This window comes from Marinobacterium rhizophilum, assembly GCF_024397915.1.
In the GTDB taxonomy this organism is placed as follows: Bacteria; Pseudomonadota; Gammaproteobacteria; order Pseudomonadales; family Balneatricaceae; genus Marinobacterium_A; species Marinobacterium_A rhizophilum_A.
In genome coordinates this window covers 3,222,111-3,238,925 of record NZ_CP073347.1, presented here as the reverse complement: position 1 = coordinate 3,238,925, position 16,815 = coordinate 3,222,111, and the positions used below count along the sequence as shown (strand labels likewise).

At 62.0% G+C, this 16,815-nt stretch carries 17 protein-coding genes; 5 read left to right on the top strand and 12 right to left on the bottom strand.

Translation table 11 applies throughout. The features are described from left to right. The first annotated feature begins 103 nt into the window (after nucleotides 1-103). The gene (locus tag KDW95_RS14545) at nucleotides 104-1,081 is read left to right on the top strand and encodes an alpha/beta hydrolase (RefSeq protein ID WP_255852542.1); all 978 of its coding nucleotides are present in this window, start codon (nucleotides 104-106) and stop codon (nucleotides 1,079-1,081) included. An 81-nt stretch (nucleotides 1,082-1,162) separates the two neighbouring features. Here the strand turns inward: KDW95_RS14545 and serA are convergent, their stop codons facing one another. The 3 genes from serA to KDW95_RS14530 form a co-directional block, all read right to left on the bottom strand. After that, the gene (serA, locus tag KDW95_RS14540; RefSeq protein WP_255852541.1) at nucleotides 1,163-2,395 is read right to left on the bottom strand and encodes a phosphoglycerate dehydrogenase; all 1,233 of its coding nucleotides are present in this window, start codon (nucleotides 2,393-2,395) and stop codon (nucleotides 1,163-1,165) included. A gap of 183 nt (nucleotides 2,396-2,578) precedes the next feature. Then, nucleotides 2,579-2,860, bottom strand: coding sequence for a pyrimidine/purine nucleoside phosphorylase (gene ppnP / locus KDW95_RS14535; protein WP_255852540.1), 282 nt, complete (start codon nucleotides 2,858-2,860; stop codon nucleotides 2,579-2,581). Between the two features lie 90 nt (nucleotides 2,861-2,950). Beyond that, the gene (locus KDW95_RS14530) at nucleotides 2,951-3,847 is read right to left on the bottom strand and encodes a LysR family transcriptional regulator (RefSeq protein ID WP_255852539.1); all 897 of its coding nucleotides are present in this window, start codon (nucleotides 3,845-3,847) and stop codon (nucleotides 2,951-2,953) included. Between the two features lie 99 nt (nucleotides 3,848-3,946). On the opposite strand from KDW95_RS14530, the gene KDW95_RS14525 reads away from it, so the two are divergent. The 3 genes from KDW95_RS14525 to KDW95_RS14515 all read left to right on the top strand — a co-directional run bounded on the left by KDW95_RS14525 (nucleotide 3,947) and on the right by KDW95_RS14515 (nucleotide 6,771). Beyond that, nucleotides 3,947-5,140, top strand: a complete 1,194-nt coding sequence (locus tag KDW95_RS14525; protein ID WP_255856519.1) for an MFS transporter — start codon at nucleotides 3,947-3,949, stop codon at nucleotides 5,138-5,140. A gap of 113 nt (nucleotides 5,141-5,253) precedes the next feature. Continuing rightward, on the top strand, nucleotides 5,254-5,916 hold the full coding sequence (locus KDW95_RS14520) for a fumarylacetoacetate hydrolase family protein (RefSeq protein WP_255852538.1): 663 nt from the start codon (nucleotides 5,254-5,256) through the stop codon (nucleotides 5,914-5,916). Nucleotides 5,917-6,027: 111 nt separating this feature from the next. Beyond that, nucleotides 6,028-6,771 (top strand): SDR family NAD(P)-dependent oxidoreductase, encoded by a 744-nt coding sequence (locus tag KDW95_RS14515; RefSeq protein WP_255852537.1) that lies wholly within the window; start codon nucleotides 6,028-6,030, stop codon nucleotides 6,769-6,771. Nucleotides 6,772-6,860: 89 nt separating this feature from the next. Here KDW95_RS14515 and KDW95_RS14510 read toward each other — a convergent pair whose 3' ends face one another. Both KDW95_RS14510 and KDW95_RS14505 read right to left on the bottom strand, forming a co-directional pair. Continuing rightward, entirely contained in the window at nucleotides 6,861-8,738 is a 1,878-nt protein-coding gene (locus KDW95_RS14510; protein WP_255852536.1) for a di-heme-cytochrome C peroxidase, read from the bottom strand. A gap of 110 nt (nucleotides 8,739-8,848) precedes the next feature. After that, nucleotides 8,849-9,682 (bottom strand): pirin family protein, encoded by an 834-nt coding sequence (locus KDW95_RS14505; protein ID WP_255852535.1) that lies wholly within the window; start codon nucleotides 9,680-9,682, stop codon nucleotides 8,849-8,851. A 145-nt stretch (nucleotides 9,683-9,827) separates the two neighbouring features. On the opposite strand from KDW95_RS14505, the gene KDW95_RS14500 reads away from it, so the two are divergent. Continuing rightward, nucleotides 9,828-10,241 (top strand): CopD family protein, encoded by a 414-nt coding sequence (locus tag KDW95_RS14500; RefSeq protein ID WP_255852534.1) that lies wholly within the window; start codon nucleotides 9,828-9,830, stop codon nucleotides 10,239-10,241. An 11-nt stretch (nucleotides 10,242-10,252) separates the two neighbouring features. Here the strand turns inward: KDW95_RS14500 and KDW95_RS14495 are convergent, their stop codons facing one another. The 7 genes from KDW95_RS14495 to argS form a co-directional block, all read right to left on the bottom strand. Further along, nucleotides 10,253-10,885: a ubiquinone biosynthesis accessory factor UbiJ gene (locus tag KDW95_RS14495; protein WP_255852533.1), complete on the bottom strand. Its 633-nt coding sequence runs from the start codon at nucleotides 10,883-10,885 to the stop codon at nucleotides 10,253-10,255. A gap of 17 nt (nucleotides 10,886-10,902) precedes the next feature. Beyond that, a complete protein-coding gene (ubiE, locus tag KDW95_RS14490) occupies nucleotides 10,903-11,661 on the bottom strand; it encodes a bifunctional demethylmenaquinone methyltransferase/2-methoxy-6-polyprenyl-1,4-benzoquinol methylase UbiE (RefSeq protein ID WP_255852532.1) in 759 nt (252 codons plus the stop codon). Between the two features lie 86 nt (nucleotides 11,662-11,747). Continuing rightward, nucleotides 11,748-12,125 (bottom strand): gamma-butyrobetaine hydroxylase-like domain-containing protein, encoded by a 378-nt coding sequence (locus KDW95_RS14485; protein WP_255852531.1) that lies wholly within the window; start codon nucleotides 12,123-12,125, stop codon nucleotides 11,748-11,750. 67 nt (nucleotides 12,126-12,192) lie between these two features. Next, entirely contained in the window at nucleotides 12,193-13,524 is a 1,332-nt protein-coding gene (hslU, locus tag KDW95_RS14480; RefSeq protein ID WP_255852530.1) for an ATP-dependent protease ATPase subunit HslU, read from the bottom strand. Between the two features lie 22 nt (nucleotides 13,525-13,546). Then, nucleotides 13,547-14,077 (bottom strand): ATP-dependent protease subunit HslV, encoded by a 531-nt coding sequence (gene hslV / locus KDW95_RS14475; protein ID WP_255852529.1) that lies wholly within the window; start codon nucleotides 14,075-14,077, stop codon nucleotides 13,547-13,549. Nucleotides 14,078-14,253: 176 nt separating this feature from the next. Beyond that, nucleotides 14,254-14,916 (bottom strand): SPOR domain-containing protein, encoded by a 663-nt coding sequence (locus KDW95_RS14470; RefSeq protein WP_255852528.1) that lies wholly within the window; start codon nucleotides 14,914-14,916, stop codon nucleotides 14,254-14,256. A gap of 4 nt (nucleotides 14,917-14,920) precedes the next feature. After that, nucleotides 14,921-16,681 (bottom strand): arginine--tRNA ligase, encoded by a 1,761-nt coding sequence (argS, locus tag KDW95_RS14465; protein WP_255852527.1) that lies wholly within the window; start codon nucleotides 16,679-16,681, stop codon nucleotides 14,921-14,923. Nucleotides 16,682-16,815 lie beyond the last annotated feature (134 nt).

Here is a 16,815-nt window from a genome sequence, read left to right as displayed (position 1 = left end):
GCGCTAACGGGTTGATATCCAATATAGACTTGGGCATGTGACAGGCAGGACTCAGCGGCAGATTCTCGCTACAGTGTGGAGTGTACCCAGACCTGGAGATGCCATGAAGGTCATTGATCCTCGACAAATCCGCGACGGGCTTGATGCGTTCGAGCCCAACGATATCACGCTTTGTACCGGGCAGCTGCAGGCATATATGGATCATTACGGCCTTGCCGGGCTGGCAGCCGATACGCAGCACAGTATCGGGCGGGAGCCTGTTGATGGTCTGGATCTGGTGGTGCAGCAGTTTCGCCCGGCGGGGCCTGTTCGTGGCACGGCAGTGTTGCTGCACGGCTACACCGATCACGCCGGCCTCTACCGGCACCTGATCGGCTATCTGTTGCAGCGACACTGGAACGTGCTGATTTATGATCTGCCGGGTCATGGCCTGTCCGAAGGGCCGGCGCTGGGCATCGATCATTTCTCGACCTATGCCCGGCAGTTGAGCGCGTTGCTGCAACGCCACGGCGACTGCCTGCCGGCTCCCTGGGTACTGCTGGGGCAGAGCACCGGCGCCGCCATCGTTTTGGAACAGCAGCGCGGCGGTGATCCCGTGGCCGCGAAGGTGGCGGGGCGTATCTACCTGGCGCCGCTGATCCGGCCGGTGATGATGGATGTGATCGTGCGCAAGTATCGCTGGTTCGGACGCTTTCTCAGGCAGGTCAAGCGTATCTATTCGGACAACTCCGGTGATGCCTCCTTTGTGCGCTTTGTGCGTGAGTACGATCCGCTGCAGCACAGCCGCGTGGCGGTGAGCTGGGTTCGCGCCATGCTGGAGTGGGTCAAGCAGATCGAGTCCAGCGGGACCCTGGCGGGTACACCGCTGCTGTTGCAGGGGGATGAGGATGGCACCGTGGACTGGCGCCACAACATGGCGGTGTTGCAGCGACTCTACCCGGCGCTGCAGCCGGTGCTGCTTGCCGGCGCCCGCCACCACCTGGTGAACGAAACGCCGGCACTGCGTCGCCAGCTGTTTGCCCACATCGGCGACTATCTGCAGCGTATCGAGGCGGATGCCCGGCAGGAGGAGGCGCCCTGAAAAACAAAACCGCCCGCGGGTCTGGCGACCGGCGGGCGGTTGAGGTGATGGCCGCTACCGGCCATCAGGCTGCGTGTGTTATCAGAACAGACGCCGGGCGCGAATGGTGCCTTCGATCTCGAGGATCTTCTCCAGCGCCACTTCCGAGTAATCGGCATCCACGTCCACCACCACATAACCGACCTTGTCGTTGGTTTGCAGGTACTGGCCCGAGATGTTGACGTTGTTCTCGGAGAACACGGTGTTGATGGCGCTGAGGATGCCGGGAACGTTGCGGTGTACGTGCAACAGGCGGTGGACATTGGCGTGTGCCGGCAGGGCCACTTCCGGGAAGTTGACGGAGGTGATGGTCGAGCCGTTGTCGCTGTATTTCGCCAGCTTTTCCGCCACTTCGTAGCCGATGTTTTCCTGGGCTTCCATGGTGGAGCCGCCGACATGGGGCGTCAGGATGACGTTGTCGAAGGCGCGCAGCGGCGAAATGAATTCGTCCTTGTTGCTGCGCGGTTCCACCGGGAATACGTCCACGGCGGCCCCCAGTACACGGCCGCTTTCCAGCGCGCCGCACAACGCATCGATATCGACCACGGTACCGCGGGCGGCGTTGATGAAGATCGCGCCCTGCTTGATCTTCTCGAACTGCGCCGGGCCCATCATGTCCTTGGTGGCACCGGTTTCCGGCACGTGCAGCGAAATCACGTCGCAGGTGGCCAGCAGTTCGTCCAGGGAGGCGATCTGACTGGCGTTGCCCAGTGGCAACTTGGTCACAACGTCGTAGAAGTGCACGATCATGCCCAGGGATTCGGCCAGCACGCTCAGCTGTGAGCCGATGCTGCCGTAGCCGATGATGCCCAGTTTCTTGCCGCGGATTTCATAGGAGTTGGTGGCCGACTTCAGCCAGACACCACGGTGGGCCTTGGCATTTTTCTCCGCCACGCCGCGCAGCAGGATAATGGCTTCGGCCAGTACCAGTTCCGCCACGGAGCGGGTGTTGGAGTAGGGGGCGTTGAATACCACGATGCCAAGCTCAGTGGCGGCCCTGAGGTCAACCTGATTGGTGCCGATGCAGAAACAGCCGACGGCGATCAGCTTCTCCGCAGCGCTCAGGACCTTGGCGGTCAACTGGGTGCGGGAGCGGATACCGATGAAGTGTACGTCCTTGATCTTTTCGATCAGTTCGTCTTCGGGCAGGGAGCCGGTAACGTACTCAATGCTGTTGTAGCCTTGTGCATTCAGGGTATCGACCGCCGACTGGTGGACGCCTTCCAGCAGCAAAATTTTGATCTTGCTTTTTTCCAGAGAAGTGGTCTTGCTCATACTGTACGACTCGTGTGGTGGTTAGCGGGCGGGTATTTCAGGGCGGCTATGGTAGCACAAAGTTACATGAATGAGTTTGACGGCTGGGCGCCAAACGCTGGAAATATATTCAACTTTAGATGAGAAAATCTGTGTTCATGCCACGGGGGGTGAGCCGGCAACGGGGTTGCCGGCGAGGCGGGGTCAGCCGTAGAAGCAGAGGTAGGCGGTCGCCTGTTCGACCTTGAGCTGGAATTTCTGGTTGGCGTCAATGTTGAATTCGGTACCTGCGGGATAGCTGACATAGTCGTCGCTGCCCGGCAGCTTGACGATCAGCTCGCCGCTGGTCACAACCATGCGTTCCTTTTCGCTGGTGCCGAATTCGTACTCGCCGATGGCCATGGCGCCGACGGTGGCGCGGCCTTCGCTGTTATCGAAACCGATGGATGTCACCTTGCCGTCAAAGTATTCATTTACGTGAAACATGCTCGATCCTCTGTGTTCATGGAGTCGGGGAAAAAGGAAAGGCAGCATCATAGTGCCCGCGGCCTGACTTGGCTATATGCGCCTGCATCCTCAGGGTTGCTGGCGCGAAGCCTGTGCCGCCGAATGGGCCAGGACGAAGTCGACGAAGGCCCGGTTGGCCCGTGACAGGTAGCCCTGGCGGCGCCAGGCGATGGACAGGTCGAGCCAGACGGGTTCCTCAAACGGCACGGCCACCAGATCCGGGTCGTCGCGCAGCACCATGGCCAGCAGGGTAGAGATACCAAAGCCCTGTTTTACGATCGACTTGATCAGCGGCAGCAGGTTGGTTTCAAAGCCGATATTGGGGGAGCAGCCGCACCGCTCGGCGATCTGGTCAACAGCCTTGCGGTGGAAGTATCCCGGCTGGAACAGCACCAGCTCCTCGCTGAAAAAAGCGTCATAGCTGATGCGGGACTGCCGCGCCAGGGCGTGGTCCTCGGGCAGGATTACCATCATTTGCTGGCGCAGGAACAGGCTGGCCTCGAGCTCAGCCGGCACCGCATCGGCGACGATAATCGCCAGATCCAGCAGACCCTCCTGCAGCATGTCCCGCAGCTCGCCCGTACCCGCTTCGACCACCGATAGCCTGAGGTTGGGGTGGCGGTGTCGAAACGCCATCAGGATCGGCGGGAAGTAGTAGGACCCCAGCATGCCGGGAATGCCGACCCGCACTTCACCCCGGGTCAGGCCGCGCAGTTCCTGCATCTCGAGCTGGGCGTCATCCAGCGTCTGCAGAATGCGCCTGGCATGCTGCAACAGCCGCTGGCCTTCATCGGTCAGGCTGACCTTGCGGTCGTTGCGGTGAAACAGGGTCAGTTCCAGTTCGGCTTCGAGCTTGCGAATGGCCATGCTCACGGCGGGCTGGGCCACATGCAGCACTTCAGCGGCCCGGGTGAAGCTGGCGTGATGGGCGACCTCAACGAAATAGCGCAGGGGTTTGATGTCCATTGGATAAGCACTCGTTATCAGTATGATAACAACTATATATTTTTATGATGCCTTTGCCAGCGCTATGCTGCACGCTGTTACTGGCAGGCGGGCATGAACATGATTGAAGCGGGCAGCAAGGCATTCTGGCGGGCGACCCTGGCACTTTGCCTGGGGTCGGTAATGATTTTTGCCAACGTCTATGTAACGCAGCCGCTGTTGCCGATGATTGCCGAGTCCTTTGGCATCTCGCCGCTGCAGGCCGGCTGGAGCTTTACCGTCACTACCCTGACTCTGGGGCTGTCGCTGCTGTTTTATGGTCCTTTGTCCGATGCGCTGGGGCGACGCGCTCTAATCCTGTTCAGTATGGGGGGCGCGGCCCTGACGACCCTGGCGCTGTCGCAGGCGGACAGCTACGCCATGCTGCTGGGGCTGCGGGCCTTGCAGGGCTTTTTCCTGGGAGGACTGCCCGCGATTGCCATTGCCTATATGGGGGATGAATTTGACCGCAAGGCCCTGCTGCTGGCGGTGGGCTTCTATATCAGCGGCAATACGCTGGGCGGTGTGGGTGGGCGCCTGGTGGGCGGTTTTGTCGGCGACAGCCATGGCTGGCCTCAGGCGTTTCTGGTGATGGCCGGTATCAGCCTGGTGCTGCTGGCGGTGGTGGCCTGGCTGCTGCCGGCTTCCAGTGGGTTCAGCCCGCGGGTGCTGCGCCCGCGGCTGATGCTGCGTGACCTGCAGGGGCATCTGCGCAATCCGCTGCTGCTGGGGGCCTACCTGGTAGGTGGGCTGAACTTCTTCATCTTTATCAACCAGTACAGCTACGCCACCTTCATGCTGGCGGAGGCTCCCTACGGCCTGTCGGCGAAGTTCCTCGGGCTGCTGTTTCTGACCTACCTCAGCGGCACCGTCGGCTCGGCGCTGTCCGGCCGGGTTGCGCAGCGCCTGTCGCAGCCGGTGTGCCTGATGATCGGCATTGCGCTGTTGATGCTGGGATCCGTGGTTACGCTGATACCCTCGCTGCCGGCAATCGTAACTGGCTTTCTGATCAACAGCTTTGGCTTTTTCTTCGCGCATTCCACGGCGAGCAGCTGGGTCAGTCGTCATGCTCTGCAGGCGCGGGCCAGTGCGTCGTCGCTGTACCTGCTGTTCTATTACCTGGGCGCCAGCAGCGGCGGTTTTTACCTGGCGCCTTTCTGGCAGAGTCATGGCTGGGGCGGCGTGATCGTGGCCTCCCAGCTGGTGTTCTGCCTGACCCTGTGGATAAGTTTCCTGTTGCTGCGCGCCGAGCGTCGCCAGCCGGTCATAGCCTGAGATCGCCATTGCGCCAGGTCTGACCTGTGGCTGGATAGCACGACCGGCTGGCGTTATGCTTTGCGCTCTGAAATCTGCAGTCCGTGCAGTCTTGGTTACCGGGGGAAGTGATAATGAAATACCTGCACCGCTTTACTGATGGCACGGCGGTAGATCTGCCGCTGGGCAAGGTCGTCTGTGTCGGGCGCAACTATGCCGACCATGCCGCCGAACTGAATAACCCCATCCCCACGGTACCGATGCTGTTTATCAAGCCCGCCAGTTCGGTGCTGCCCATGGCAGAGCCGTTTGCCATTCCGGCGGACCAGGGGCGGGTGCATTTCGAAACCGAGATGTCGATCCTGCTTGGCAGCCGGTTGTGCAAGGCCGGCGAGAGCGAGGCGGCCCGGGCGATTGCCGGTATCGGCCTGGCGCTGGACCTGACGCTGCGTGACCTGCAGGATGAGCTCAAGCGCCAGGGGCACCCTTGGGAGAAGGCCAAGGGCTTTGACGGTGCCTGCCCGCTCTCGACCTTTGTCACACCGGACCAGGTGGGCAATCTGCAGGATGTGCAGATCCGGCTGCGGGTCAACGGCGAAACCCGCCAGGACGGCAACAGTCGCTTTATGCTCAACCCGGTGTTGCCGCTACTGAGCTACATCTCGCAGTACTTTACCCTGGAACCCGGCGACGTCGTGCTGACCGGCACGCCGGCAGGCGTGGGGCCGATCCGCTCCGGTGACCTGCTCGAGGTTGAGCTTGCAGGTTTGCTGCAGGTCGACACGGCGGTGCTTTAAACGCTTTTTTAACGGTCTCCCCGGCGGGCCAGCCAGCCAGCGTATAGACTGAAATTGCGACGCCGTCACGCCTGTGCGTCGCGTTTCAAGTCTTGTGCGGGGGGAATCATCATGGCGACTGCATTGGTGGCCGGGGCCACCCGGGGGATCGGGCAGGGGTTCGTGCGGGCACTGTTGCAGCGTGACTGGAATGTCTATGCCAGCTACCGGGATTTCGCCGGTGCCGGCACACTGAATGCGCTGACCGCCGCCTTCCCGGGGCAGCTGCACCTGCTGCAGCTGGATCTGGCGGACGAGCCGAGCATCGTTGCCGCCGTTGCCATACTGCGGCAGCACCTGGACGAGCCGCTTGAGCTGGCGCTGTGCTGTGCAGGCCTGTTGCACGAGGGAGGGCAGCTGCCGGAGAAAAGCCTGGCCCAGCTGTCCGCGGACTGGCTGCAGCGCTCCATGGCGGTCAACGCGCTGGGGCCTTTGCTGTTGCTGAAACACCTGCATCCTCTGCTGGTGCAGCATACCGCCAGCCAGTTTGCGGTGGTTTCGGCGCGGGTGGGCAGTATCAGCGAGAACCAGCTCGGTGGCTGGTACAGCTACCGGGCGTCCAAGGCGGCACTGAACATGCTGATGAAAACCGCCGCCATCGAAATGACGCGCCGCTTTCCCCACATGCAGCTGCTGTGCCTGCACCCGGGCACCACCTCTACCGACCTGTCCGAACCCTTCAGCAAAAGGGTAGCCCCCGAAAAGCTGTTTACCGTCGAGCGTTCGGTGCGCCAGTTGCTGAAGGTACTGGATGACGCCCGCAATGGCCCCAGCGGGCGTTTTCTGAGCTGGGATGGTAGCGAGGTGCCCTGGTAGCGGCTGTGCCGGGGCTGTTTGTTGCAATCAGCTGCAAGCTGCATATAAAAAGGCGCCGCAAATGCGGGCGCCTTTTTATGGGTTTTTTATCAGAGCGTTTTCAGGTACTCGATCAGGGCATAGCGCTGGGCTTCGCTGAGGGCGGGGCCTATTCTGCCGGCCGCCGTGCCGTCGCTGAACTCGTGTCCGGTGTTCAGGTTGCCCGGCTGGCGCGTATCCAGGGTGGATACGCTGCTGTCGGACCCGCTCCGGTAGCCGACCTTGACGGGGTCGAATTCGCGCTGACCCAGCGAGAAGGTGACCGGGCGCTCGGCAACGGGGGACAGCAGCGCATAGAGGTTGGGGACCGAGCCGTTGTGCAGGAAGGGCGCCGTCGCCCAGATTCCGTTCAGCGGGCGCGCCTTGTAACCGGCACCGGCCTGCAGGCAGTTGGGCCTGTTGCCGTTGAGTTGCTCCTGCTCGGCCGCGCCAATACCGTGCTGGCGGTACCAGTAATCGGTGGTTTCCTGGACCAGCGCGCCGAGGGAGAAGGCGAAGGAGGCATCCGGCGCTTCGGTGACGCGCAGCGGCGTGCAGTTCTGGCCCTGGTAAACCCCGGTATCGATCCCCAGGCCCCGGGTATCCACGGTGCGCTCGGCCAGTACCCGGGACTGCATGGGGTCTGTGCCTATTTCGTCCAGCGGTATGATCTTGAGGCGCAGCAGGCGTTCGCCGGCGCTGTTTTTAGTGGCCCAATATTTTTCACTCCAGAAGGCATCGGACTGTACCGGCGGCAGGTGGCAGCCCTGGCACAGTTGCTGATAAAGCGCTGCGCCATCGTTAGCGAGGTCCCTGTCGATCGCAGGCAGGATGTCCTCGGGCCATTTGGGTGCGCGCAGGCCGCTGAAGGACTTGTGCTCAAAGGGGGCGGCGCGGCCCGCCAGCTGCTGTTCGATGCGGTGCAGGGTTTTGACCCGCACGCTGGATTCAAACCGGGCGGGACCTGGGTCAAGATTGACCAGTGCGGCAACGCCCAGGGCCTCACCGGCGTTGCGCACCATGGGTTGCATGATGGAGCCATCGTACTGTACCCACTCGAACCAGGACGAGGTCCAGATATGGGGGTAGTTGACCGGCGCGTTGACCGGCACGAAGTTCTGCGGCCGGTTGGCATCCAGCGCAAACACCTGGTTGCCAATGCGGTTGAGGGCATCGAGGCGGGTAAAACCCTCCACGTTTTTCAGGTTGGCCTTGACCGTCTTGGCGATGTCTTTGAGGGTATGGCTTTCGGTGCCGGCCTCGATATCCCGCATGATAACCTGCTGCTCCTGGGCTTCGATGGTGGCCAGCTGCATGTCGATCAGCTCCATCAGGGTTTTGGAGAAGTCCTTCTTCAGTTGTGTGCGGTTGGCGGCGGTGTTGCGATCCCCGAGTACGCGGGCGGCGAAGCGATTAAAGCGCAGCTTGCTGTAGTTGTTCTCGAACATGGCCAGAAAGAGCACGTTGGTCAGGCGGGTGATATCCGTCATGGCCGGGCCGCCATCGTAGCGAATCGAGGTGCCCTGGTAGGTCATCTGGCCGGTATGGCAGGCTGCGCAGGTAAAACCGATGGCATTGTACTGGCGGCCATCCACCGGGCTGGTGACGCCATAGTCGACGGCAAAGCCCACCGGCAGGCCGCTCTGGTTGAAGCGGCTGATATCACTCTGGATAAAGCCGACCCGGCCCAGGTAGGCCGGGTCGGACACCAGCTTGCCCTCGCCGAAGGGGTTGATGCCGGGTTGCTCCAGCGCCATGAACCATTCAAACGGAATGGGCAGGGTGGAGGTGCCCTGGCTGGCGTGGTGGTACCAGTCGCGGCTGTCGCTGTTCCAGGCCGGGCCCTGGTCCAGCCAGACGACCCGCTCGACCGGCTCGAAGGGTGGCAGGGCGCTGCAGGCGCCGAAGAATAGGGTGGAGCAGATGAGTACGATTCGCAGGGCAGACATCACAGATCCCTCTGTTGCGGCCGCGGGCGGCCGGATTCTACACCTCAAACAGGTGTTTTAACGTGTTTGGAGTGTAGTCCAACTGGGGCCCGGGCCAAACCCTGAAGTTCTCAGCCGGTCAGGCGGTTGTCGCGGTAATCCTGCAGCGCCTGTTCGATTTCGTCCTCGGTGTTCATGACGAAAGGCCCGTACTGCACGATGGGCTCGCCGATCGGGCGGGCCGCCAGCAGCATCAGGGCACTGTCTTCCAGGGCCTGCAGGGCCACGGCGTCACCATCGCCGAGGATGCCCAGCTCGCCGGCGTCGAGGGTCTGGTCGCCCAGCTGAACCTGGCCCCGGTAGGCATAGACGAAGGCGCGGTGCCCGGGCTGAACCGGGTGTGTCAGTGTGGTTTTGGCGGGCATGCGGATGTCCACCATCAGCGGGTCGACGCCGATGCCGCTCACCGGGCCGATGGCGCCCAGGGAATCACCGGCGACAACGCGGCGCAGGATGCCCTGCGCGTCCGTGGCTTCGGTGATGTCGCCGGGCAGCAGGTCCTGGTAGCGGGCGGGGTTCATTTTCTCGGCCGCGGGCAGGTTTATCCACAGCTGGAAGCCCCACATCAGACCGGCTTCCTGCTGCGGCATTTCGGAATGGATAATGCCGCGTCCTGCGGTCATCCACTGGGCACCGCCGGTCTGCAGCAGGCCGACGTTGTCCAGGTGGTCACGGTGCTCCATGCGTCCTGCCAGCATGTAGGTCACGGTTTCAAAACCGCGGTGCGGGTGGGACGGAAAACCGGCGATATAGTCGTCCGGACTGTCGGACTTGAACTCGTCCAGCATCAGGAAGGGGTCCAGGTTGCGCAGGTTTGGCGTTCCGATAACGCGGTTCAGGCGCACACCGGCGCCATCGGATGTCGGCATGGCGCGGCTGCGACGTTCAAGCGTGCGTAGGCTCATGGGAAGCTCCTGTCAGTTGCGGGTTCATGCTGCCATCCTAAAGCGATGCCACGGCGCCTAATAGCGGAAATATTTGTCCGAATCCTTCAGTTTTTCCGCATGCTTTTTCGTATCATGAAACCCAATCGAATCGGGGGAGCGCACTATGCTGTGGGTCAAGACCTTTCATATCCTGGCGATGACCAGCTGGATGGCGGGGATTTTTTATCTGCCGCGCATCTTTGTGCATTTTGTCGAGGGGCGTGCCGCAGGGCAGGACGTGACGCGGCTGCAGATCATGGCGCGCAAGCTGTACGGCTTCATGACGGTGATGGCGGTTTTTACCCTGGGGCTGGGGTTCTGGCTCTGGCTGGGGTATGGCTTTAGTGGCGCCTGGCTGCATGCCAAGCTGCTGTTCGTGGCGTTGCTGATCGGGTATCACGGCTGGTGCCGGGTCTACCTGCGGCGGATGGCGGCAGGGGCCCTGGGGCAGAGCGGCCGCTACTTCCGGCTGTTCAACGAGCTGCCGCTGCTGCTGTTCGTACCGATCCTGATTCTGGTGGTGGTCAAGCCGTTCTGAGGCGCACGGGCTCAGTCGTTCGGGTCGAGCCGGTGCAGAATGCGTTGCAGGCGCGCTTCCAGCCGGTCGCTGCGCTGGCGCAGCCTGTCCACATCGGCCATAAAGCCTTCGAGCTCGGCCCTTGGTGGTAGCAGGCGGGCTTCTTCCTGCAGGTATTCACCCAGGTTGTGGCTCAGGCTGCGGCCGCTCTGGCGCCAATAGCTGCCCTGCTGGCGCAGGAAACGCGCCGCCTGGTAGGCCGGCAGGTCACCGATCTGGTCGGCCAGCAGACCTTCCCAGTCGATATCGGTGTCGGCGAGAATCGCCTGCAAGCGGTTGGCAAGCGCGCTGTCACCGCTGATGGTTACGCCCTTGCCAAAGAGCGCGGCGGCCTTGTCATCGCTGCTCACCAGGCGCAGCAGTGCACTGGCGCTGCCGGCTATCACTGCATCGGCTTGTGCCCCGTAATGCTGCTGCAGCTGCAGGCCCTCGTTGTTGGGAATCAGATACAGCGTCATGGCTACCGGGGAGCTGATCTGCAGGGCGATCACGCGGCCACCGAGCCGACCCAGTGCCCGCAGGGTCACCGGGTCACGGCTGAGCAGACTGTTGAGGCCCTGTTCGACCAGAGTCACCAGGGTGGCATTGAGCATGTCTAGCGCCATCCGCTTTTCCTCGACCCTCAGGGCTTGATGCCGGTATGTAGCGCAACGACACCGCCGGTCATGTTCTGGTACTTGCACTGCACCAGCCCCGCAGCTTCCATCATGCCCTTGAGGGTTTCCTGATCCGGGTGCATGCGGATGGATTCGGCGAGGTAACGGTAGCTTTCGGCGTCCCCTGCAATCGCCTGACCCATTTTGGGCAGGATGTTGAACGAGTAGAAATCGTACAGCTTGGTCAGGGCGGGATTGTCGGTTTTGGAGAACTCCAGCACCATGACCTTGCCACCGGGCTTGAGTACCCGGGCCATGGATCTCAGGGCCGCGTCCTTGTCGGTGACATTGCGCAGACCGAAGGCGATGGTAATGACATCGAAATAGTTGTCGGGAAACGGCAGGGCTTCGGCGTTGGCCTGCACAAACTCGATGTTGCCGGCTGCGCCGCGATCGAGCAGCTTGTCACGGCCGACCTTGAGCATGGAATCGTTGATGTCCGCCAGCACGACCTTGCCCTGGGCCCCCACCAGGCGGGAAAAACGCAGTGTCAGGTCGCCGGTGCCGCCGGCGATATCCAGCACGCGGTGGCCGGCACGCACGCCGCTCTGCTCGATGGTCAGGCGCTTCCACAGCCGGTGCACGCCGCCGGACATCAGGTCGTTCATGATGTCGTACTTGGTGGCGACCGAGTGGAATACGTCGGCTACCCGTTTGGCCTTGTCTTCGACCGGCACCTGCTGGTAGCCGAAATCCGTGGTGTTGTCTTGCTTGTGGTCGCTCATGGTCACAGTTCACTAAGCCTTTGCGGAATCTGTGCGCATTGTAGCGCGCCGCCCGGGGATTTGTCTGTCGTTGCTGTCGTGTGGCATTAGCCCCTGGCGATCAGGCCGCCATCACGGGACGCGCCTGCCGCCTCGAGCTGGCGCAGGTAGTCGTTCCAGTAGCGGTCATGGTCGTGGGCCAGGTCGTAGAGGTATTCCCAAGTAAAGAGGCCGCTGTCGTGACCGTCATCGAAGACGATCTTGAGCGCGTAGTTGCCGGCCGGTACCACCTGCTTGAGCCCGACCAGTTTCTTGCCGGTTTGCAGTACGCCCTGGCCGATGCCGTGGCCGCGTACCTCGGCCGAGGGGGAGTGAACGCGCAGGTATTCGGCGGTCAGTTCGAAGTTGCCATCGGCATACACCAGTTCCAGGGTGCGGGACTTGAGGTGCAGCTTGATATCGGAGGGAAGCGGGGTCGTATTCATGTGCGGTATCCAGCGCCTGTGGATAAATGAGGGCAGGCCAAGTGGGCCTGCCTCTGAACGTGCCTGTCTATAGAATATAGTGGCTCAGATCCTGGTCCTGGCTGAGTTCGGCCAGGTACTTGTTGACGTAGTCCGCATCGATTTGCAGCTTTTCGCCGCCCAGGTCCGAGGCGGTAAACGACAGCTCTTCCAGTAGTCGTTCCATCATGGTGTGCAGGCGCCGCGCGCCGATGTTCTCGGTCTGCTCGTTGACCTGAAAGGCGAGCTCCGCGATACGGGCAATGGCATCGTCCCCGAATTCAATCTCGACGCCTTCGGTCTTCATCAGCTCGCGGTACTGCTCGGTGATGCTGGCGTTGGGCTCGGTCAGGATGCGGCGGAAATCATGCGGGGTCAGCGCATTGAGCTCGACCCGTATCGGCAGGCGACCCTGCAGCTCCGGGATCAGATCGGAGGGGCGTGCCAGGTGGAAGGCGCCCGAGGCGATAAACAGGATGTGGTCGGTGTTGACCATGCCGTGTTTGGTGCTCACGGTGCAGCCTTCGATCAGCGGCAGCAGGTCGCGCTGCACGCCTTCGCGGGAGACATCGCCGCCGGTGGCGTCGGAGCGCTTGCAGACCTTGTCTATCTCGTCGAGGAAGACGATACCGTTCTGCTCGACCCGTTCGATGGCGGTCTGCTTGATGTCTTCATCCTTCACCATCTTGGCGGCTTCTTCATCCACCAGCAGCTTGAAGGCTTCCTTTACCGGCAGACGGCGCTGCTGTTTGCGATCACCGCCGAAGTTGGCGAACATGTTCTGCAGCTGGCTGGTCATTTCTTCCATGCCGGGCGGCGACATGATTTCAACGCCGGCCTTGGGCTGGGCGATATCGAGCTCGATTTCCTTGTCATCCAGCTGGTGTTCACGCAATTTCTTGCGAAAGATCTGACGTGTGGCGCTGTCGGTCTTGCTGGGTTCCGGTTCGTTGCCGCTGGGGCGTGCCGGCGGTAACAGCGCATCGAGAATGCGTTCTTCCGCGGCTTCTTCAGCGCGAAAGCTTACCTTCTCCATTTCCTGCTCGCGCACCATCTTGATGGCCATGTCGACCAGGTCGCGCACAATGGTTTCCACATCACGTCCGACATAGCCGACTTCGGTGAACTTGGTCGCTTCCACCTTGATAAAGGGCGCATTGGCGAGCCTGGCCAGGCGACGGGCGATTTCGGTCTTGCCGACCCCTGTGGGGCCGATCATCAGGATATTCTTGGGGGACACTTCGGCCCGCAGCTCTTCGTTGAGCTGCATGCGGCGCCAGCGGTTGCGCAGGGCAACGGCGACGGAGCGCTTGGCGGCATCCTGGCCGATGATATGGCGGTCCAGTTCGTGGACAATTTCACGCGGTGTCATGTTGGACATGTCTTGTTCCTCGGGTCGCCCGTCAGGCCACGGAATTCAGTTCTTCGATGGTGAGGTTGTCGTTGGTAAAGACACAGATGCCGGCGGCGATCTGCAGGCTTTTCTCAACGATATCGCGGGCCGGAAGTTCGCTGTTGTTGACCAGGGCGCGGGCGGCCGCCAGGGCAAAGTTGCCGCCGGAGCCGATGGCGACCACGCCGTCTTCGGGGTCGATGATGTCGCCACTGCCGGAAATCAGGAAGGTGCGCTCCTTGTTGGCGACCAGCATCAGGGCTTCGAGCTTGCGCAGGGCACGGTCGCTGCGCCATTCCCGTGCCAGCTGGGTGACCGCGGTGAGGATGTTGCCCTGGTGCTTGTCGAGCTGCTGCTCGAACAGGTCGCGCAGCGTGATGGCGTCAGCCGTTGAGCCTGCAAAACCGGTGATCACCTGATGCTTGGGCAACAGGCTGACTTTTCTGGCAGTGCCTTTCATTACGGTGTTGCCAAGTGAGACCTGGCCGTCGCCGCCGACCACTACCTTGTCGCCCCGACGTACGGATACGATCGTTGTCATGTGTTGCTCCTGAGTAAGCCTATCCCGCAAAGATGGTGCCGCAGGCACGAAATTCAAGCGTAGCGGACAAATAATACCGGCAGGCGAGTCCGTGCGGTGCCACCCTAAGGGGCTGCGTACGATCATTGCCGGAGGGAAAGCGGCAGAGGGCGGGGCTGTGGGCAGCCCCGAGAGGGTTACTGCTGGATCTGCATCGACTGGATGTTCATCTTGGCCATCTTGTTCTGTGCCTTGTTGATGGCGGCACGGTTGTCGAAGGGGCCGGTGCGCACCCGGTACCAGATGCCATTGCTGCCTTCGGTCTTGCTGGTGCGTACATTGGGCAGGCCGGCCAGCAGCAGCTGGGCACGCATGCGTTCCGCATCGGCCGGGTCCCGGAAGGAACCGGCCTGCAGCAGGTAGCTCTGCTCCAGCTTGGCGTTGCGTGGTGTCGACTTGTAGGCCTCCACCGTGGGGGCTTCAACTTCGCTCTTGGGCAGCATTTCGTAAAAATCGAATCGCGGCTGCGGTTCGGCTTCAGGCGTGCTGCTGTTGACCGTGATGTCCTTCACGGCCGCCTTGGGCACAGGCGCGCTGTCCGGCTCCACGGGTGTTGGGGCGGGCCTGGCGGCAACCGGTGCCTTGGCGGGCGGTGCGGTCTGTTGCTGCACAGGGGCTGACTGGAAGTCGGTGAGCCGCATCAGGCCATAAGCCAGGCCTGCAATGGCCGCGAGCGACACCAGTGCCAGCGGCCAGGCGCTTTTCTGCCGCCCTGGCGCCGGTTTGGGGGCGCTGGCGCGACTGCGGCTGGCTCCCCCGCTACGGCTGTTTTTCTGTGCAAAGTCCTTGCGTGAAACCATGGGGTTACATCTGTTCCGGTGCCGATACGCCGAGCAGTTGCAGACCGTTGGCCAGAATCTGGCGCACCGCCCCGCTCAGGGTCACGCGGGCGTTGCGCAGGTTGGTGTCGTCGATCAGCATCTTGTGGGCGTTATAGTAGGAGTGGAAGTCGTTGGCCAGTTCGCGCAGGTAGTTGGCCAGCACATGGGGCTCATAGTTGAGCGCCGAGCTCTGCAGCACTTCCGGGTACTTGCCCAGCTTGGTGATCAGGTCCTTTTCGTGCTCGGTGTCCAGCAGCCCCAGGCTCGCAAGCCCGACCGCCTGATCCCAGGACCAGCCGGCTTCATCCAGCTTGCGCAGCACCGAGCAGACACGGGCGTGGGCATACTGAATGTAGTAGATGGGGTTGTCCTTGGATTCGGACTTGGCCAGCTCGAGGTCGAAATCCATGTGCTGTTCGGACTTGCGGGTGACATAGAAGAAGCGGCAGGCATCGTTGCCCACTTCTTCGCGCAGTTCGCGCAGGGTCACGAAGGAACCCGAACGGGTCGACATCTGCACCCGCTCCTGGCCGCGGTAGAGGATGGCGAACTGCACCAGCCGCACCACCAGCCGTTCCGGGTCGTACCCCATGGCTTCCAGCGCCGCCTTGACGCGGGTGATGTAGCCGTGGTGATCGGCACCCCAGATATTCACCACCTTGTCGAAGCCGCGCTCGAACTTGTTCATGTGGTAGGCGATGTCGGAGGCGAAGTAGGTGGTCTGGCCATTGGCGCGGCGGACCACGCGGTCCTTGTCGTCACCGAAGTCGGTGGAACGGAACCAGAGGTTGCCTTCTTCTTCGAACAGGTAGCCCTTCTCCTGCAGCTTGTTCAGGGCGCTGTCCACGTCGCCGGTGTGGGTCAGGGAGCGCTCGCTGAACCACTGCTGGTACTGCACGCCGAAGCCGCCGAGATCTTCACGAATGTCGCCGAGGATGGAATCAAGCCCGGCGCTGAAGACGGCCTCGTAGCCATCGTCGCCCAGCAGGGCACGGCAGCGTTCAATCAGTGCGTCGATATGCACTTCCTTGTCGCCACCGGCGGGTTCATCGGCCGGGATATCGCTGAACACGACCGCGCTGCTGTGGTGCAGCGTATCGCCCAGGCGCGCGCGCAGGTCGGCGGCGATGTCGTGGATGTATTCACCCTTGTAACCGTTGCTCGGGAAGGGGACGGTCTCGCCGCAGTTCTCGAGGTAACGCAGCCAGACGCTGGTGGCGAGGATATTCATCTGCCGCCCGGCATCGTTGACGTAGTATTCGCGCTCAACCTGTACACCGGCCGCTTCCAGCAGGTCCGAGACAGTCGCACCATAGGCCGCCCCGCGGCCATGGCCGACGTGCAGCGGGCCTGTGGGGTTGGCAGAGACGAATTCGACCTGCACGCGGCCGGCGCTGTTGGCGGGCTGGCGGCCGTATTCGCGGCCGGCGTTGAGGATTTCCTCCACCACGCGGTTGGCGACATCGGCCTTCATGTAGAAGTTGATGAATCCCGGGCCTGCGATCTCGGTCTTGTCCAGCTGCGCCGAGGCGGGCAGTGCATCAAGAAGCGCCTGAGCCAGCTGTCGCGGATTTTGTCGGGCAGGCTTGGCCAGCGTCAGGGCAATGTTGGAGGCAAAGTCGCCGTGAGTCTTATCACGGGTGTTTTCCACCATGACATTGGTCTGGATATCGGCAGGCAGAGTGCCGTTTGCAATCAGTGTGGCGAGCGCAGAATCGATCAGATCCGCAATATGTTGTTTCATCAGACGTGAGGTACCGGTTCGGATTGGATAAAAATCGACCGCGCATTATCGCCTGTTGGCGGTCAGTTGTTAAGGGGTATGGAAACAGACCGGGCGGTCGGATTTTTTGAGGCCGGGCCTTTATGTCCCGGATG

Bases quoted from the DNA above. Each gene is read 5' to 3' on its own strand.
- KDW95_RS14545 (WP_255852542.1), top strand. From the start codon at position 104: ATGAAGGTCATTGATCCTCGACAAATCCGCGACGGGCTTGATGCGTTC.
- serA (WP_255852541.1), bottom strand. From the start codon at position 2,395: ATGAGCAAGACCACTTCTCTGGAAAAAAGCAAGATCAAAATTTTGCTG.
- ppnP (WP_255852540.1), bottom strand. From the start codon at position 2,860: ATGTTTCACGTAAATGAATACTTTGACGGCAAGGTGACATCCATCGGT.
- KDW95_RS14530 (WP_255852539.1), bottom strand. From the start codon at position 3,847: ATGGACATCAAACCCCTGCGCTATTTCGTTGAGGTCGCCCATCACGCC.
- KDW95_RS14525 (WP_255856519.1), top strand. From the start codon at position 3,947: ATGATTGAAGCGGGCAGCAAGGCATTCTGGCGGGCGACCCTGGCACTT.
- KDW95_RS14520 (WP_255852538.1), top strand. From the start codon at position 5,254: ATGAAATACCTGCACCGCTTTACTGATGGCACGGCGGTAGATCTGCCG.
- KDW95_RS14515 (WP_255852537.1), top strand. From the start codon at position 6,028: ATGGCGACTGCATTGGTGGCCGGGGCCACCCGGGGGATCGGGCAGGGG.
- KDW95_RS14510 (WP_255852536.1), bottom strand. From the start codon at position 8,738: ATGTCTGCCCTGCGAATCGTACTCATCTGCTCCACCCTATTCTTCGGC.
- KDW95_RS14505 (WP_255852535.1), bottom strand. From the start codon at position 9,682: ATGAGCCTACGCACGCTTGAACGTCGCAGCCGCGCCATGCCGACATCC.
- KDW95_RS14500 (WP_255852534.1), top strand. From the start codon at position 9,828: ATGCTGTGGGTCAAGACCTTTCATATCCTGGCGATGACCAGCTGGATG.
- KDW95_RS14495 (WP_255852533.1), bottom strand. From the start codon at position 10,885: ATGGCGCTAGACATGCTCAATGCCACCCTGGTGACTCTGGTCGAACAG.
- ubiE (WP_255852532.1), bottom strand. From the start codon at position 11,661: ATGAGCGACCACAAGCAAGACAACACCACGGATTTCGGCTACCAGCAG.
- KDW95_RS14485 (WP_255852531.1), bottom strand. From the start codon at position 12,125: ATGAATACGACCCCGCTTCCCTCCGATATCAAGCTGCACCTCAAGTCC.
- hslU (WP_255852530.1), bottom strand. From the start codon at position 13,524: ATGTCCAACATGACACCGCGTGAAATTGTCCACGAACTGGACCGCCAT.
- hslV (WP_255852529.1), bottom strand. From the start codon at position 14,077: ATGACAACGATCGTATCCGTACGTCGGGGCGACAAGGTAGTGGTCGGC.
- KDW95_RS14470 (WP_255852528.1), bottom strand. From the start codon at position 14,916: ATGGTTTCACGCAAGGACTTTGCACAGAAAAACAGCCGTAGCGGGGGA.
- argS (WP_255852527.1), bottom strand. From the start codon at position 16,681: ATGAAACAACATATTGCGGATCTGATCGATTCTGCGCTCGCCACACTG.